At 73.2% G+C, this 2,654-nt stretch carries 2 protein-coding genes; both read right to left on the reverse strand.

Annotated features, from left to right (window positions below; translation table 11 throughout):
* Window positions 1–109 precede the first annotated feature (109 nt).
* The gene (locus tag ACWD6R_RS40230) at window positions 110–1,630 is read right to left on the reverse strand and encodes a phytoene desaturase family protein (RefSeq protein ID WP_451823293.1); all 1,521 of its coding nucleotides are present in this window, start codon (window positions 1,628–1,630) and stop codon (window positions 110–112) included.
* Between the two features lie 39 nt (window positions 1,631–1,669).
* Window positions 1,670–2,299, reverse strand: coding sequence for a DUF4126 domain-containing protein (locus ACWD6R_RS40235; RefSeq protein ID WP_451823294.1), 630 nt, complete (start codon window positions 2,297–2,299; stop codon window positions 1,670–1,672).
* Window positions 2,300–2,654 lie beyond the last annotated feature (355 nt).

Consider the following 2,654-nt stretch of genomic DNA (forward strand, 5'->3'; position numbering starts at 1 on the left):
GGGGAGACCCCATCCGAGGGCCTTCCGGCGCCTTGGAATCGCACGTACCAGACCGCGTCCGCTTTCCGATCGAAGGTCACCCGACAGGCTCTCAGGGTCACCGGGCCCCTCACCGGGAGCCGCCGAAGCCGTCCCCCTCCACGATGAGCCCGGCGACGAGCGTCCCCGACATCCCGGCGTGCGCGAGCCCGCCGCCCGGGTGCGACCAGCCGCCCGCGAGGTAGAGCCCGGGCAACCGGGTGCGGTTGCCCGGATGCAGATACGCGCCCCCGGCCCCGGCCAGCGCGGGCGCGGGCACCGAGCCGCCCTCGGCGCCGGTTTCGGCCGCGCTCTCGACGGGCGTCCGCACCTCGGCGTGGAGCACCCGCTCCCGTATCCCGGGAACGGCTGCGCCGGCCGCCTCGATCAGCGTGGCGGCGTACCGCTCGCGCAGCGCACCGTCCGTCCAGTCCACCGCGCCGTGCGGGGCGACCGTCGCCGTGAGCGTCACGGCCTCGTGCGCGTCGTCGGGGCGGGTCGTGGGGTCGTCGGGGCGGATCACCGTCACCGTGGGACCTGCGGCGAGCCGGCCGCCGAACACCGCCTCGTGCTCCGCCGCGCCGTCCGCGCCGTGCACCACCGTCCGGTGCACCGCGTCCGCGGGCCGGGTGCCGCGCAGTGACAGCAGGACCTGGAACCGGCCCGGCACCGCCGTCCCGCCGCCCGGTCGCGGCTGAGCCGTCACATCATCGCTCTGCCAGACCCCCTGACCCGGCACCAGACCCGGGTGCGGCCAGGCCCCCAGCACCACATGGTCGGCCTCCGCGACCGTGCCCGCGACGAGCTCGACGCCCGCTGCCCGGCCGTCCTTCTCCACGACCCGGGCCACCTCGGCGCCGAAGACGAACTCCACCTTCCGGGCCAGGCACCGCTCGTACACCGCCTGCGCCAGCGCCCGGATTCCGCCCGCCACGTACCAACTGCCGAATGTCTCCTCCATATACGGCAGAAGGGCCGCGCTCGCCGGTGCGCGCAGCGGATCGAGGCCGTACGACAACGCGTATCCGTCGAGGAGAGCGGCCAGCCGGGGGTCCGTCAGCTCCCAGGCGCCGACCTCCGCGACCGTGCCCGCCAGGCGGGCCGAGCGCAGCAGGCGGCGCTGCCGGAGTGCCGGGTACGGATCGCGGCCCAGCACCTCCCAGTCGGGGCGCAACGGCTCCTCGAGGAGCGGCCGCCGGGACCGGTCCCAGGCATCGCGGGCCCGGTCCAGGAACCCGCCCCAGCTGCCGCCCGCACCGGCCCCCAGCGCACTGTCCAGGGCGGCGACCACCCCGGCGCGCGAGGCGTTCGGCAGCGAGACCGCCGTGCCGTCGGCGAAGAGATGGCGGCTCGCCGGATCGACCTGCGTCATCGTGACGCACCGCTCCAGCGGCTCCTTGCCGGTCTTCACGAACAGGTCGCGGTAGACGGCGGGCAGATGCAGCAGCGAGGGGCCGGTGTCGAACGCGAAGCCGCCGCGGGCATACTGGCCGACCGAGCCGCCGAAAGTCTCCGACCGCTCGTACACCGTCACCCGGTTGCCTGCCACGGCCAGCCGGGCGGCCGCCGCCATTGCGCCCATCCCGGCGCCGATCACCGCAATACGTGCCATGTCAGTGACCTTACGGCCTCCCCGGCCGGCACCGACAGCTCAGCCGGAAGGCCAGTGCGAACGAGGCCCCGAACCCGTCCCGGCCAGGTGTTCCTTCTCCCGCCGCTGCGTTCTGCGGCGCAGGAACCGGTGGATGCGGGAGGCCAGGAAGATCAGTATCACCAGGCCGAGGAAGAGCAGGGTCGCGGCGATGACCGCCGCCGCCAGCGGATGGAATATCGCGAACGTGATAATCCCGGCGACGCCGAGGTCCTCGGCCGTGCTCACCGCGATATTGCTGAACGGCTCGGGGGAGGTGTTCACCGCCATCCTGGTGCCCGCCTTCACCAGATGGCTCATCAGCGCCGTGGAACCGCCGACGGCCCCGGCCGCGAGCTCCGGCAGCGAACCGCCCTCTCCGGCCAGCAGCGCCGCCACGACAGCCCCGGCGACCGGCCTGATGACGGTGTGCACCGAGTCCCAGACCGAGTCCACGTACGGGATCCTGTCCGCGACCGTCTCGCACAGGAAGAGCACGGCGGCCACCACGAGCACATCGGTGCGCTGCAGCGACGCGGGCACCTCGTCGCTGACTCCGGTCGCGCCGAAGATGCCGAGCAACAGGACCACCGCATAGGCGTTGATCCCGCTCGCCCAGCCACTTGTGAACACCAGGGGGAGTACGGACACGGACGCGATCGTAACCAGGAGCGTGCCGCTCCGGGTGGGGTCCGGTGCACAGCTCTGAGTATCCGTACCTAGTCGGCGAGATGAGTAGGTACGCGGATGAGCTCCCACCTGCGCAGAGGGAAGAGTGGGGAGCACGGAAGGGGCGCAGCGCCGGTACCGCCGACACGGGGCGGCGGAACGGGTGCCGCACTCCTTCCGGAACGGGGGCGCACGGGGGTGCGCAACGGAGGGCCGCGGACCACGGGGGAAGGCTCTTCGGCAGTACAGGAAGCGCCGGTCGGGCGAGGCTCGGGGGATCGAGCCCGCTCTGTCCCGGCTGCAACAGCTCGTGCTGGCGCCGCTCACCTACGGCTCG

The organism is Streptomyces sp. NPDC005151 (assembly GCF_053599875.1).

What these genes read in the sequence shown, in the direction of transcription:
- ACWD6R_RS40230 (WP_451823293.1), bottom strand. Translation starts at nt 1,630, where the DNA reads ATGGCACGTATTGCGGTGATCGGCGCCGGGATGGGCGCAATGGCGGCG.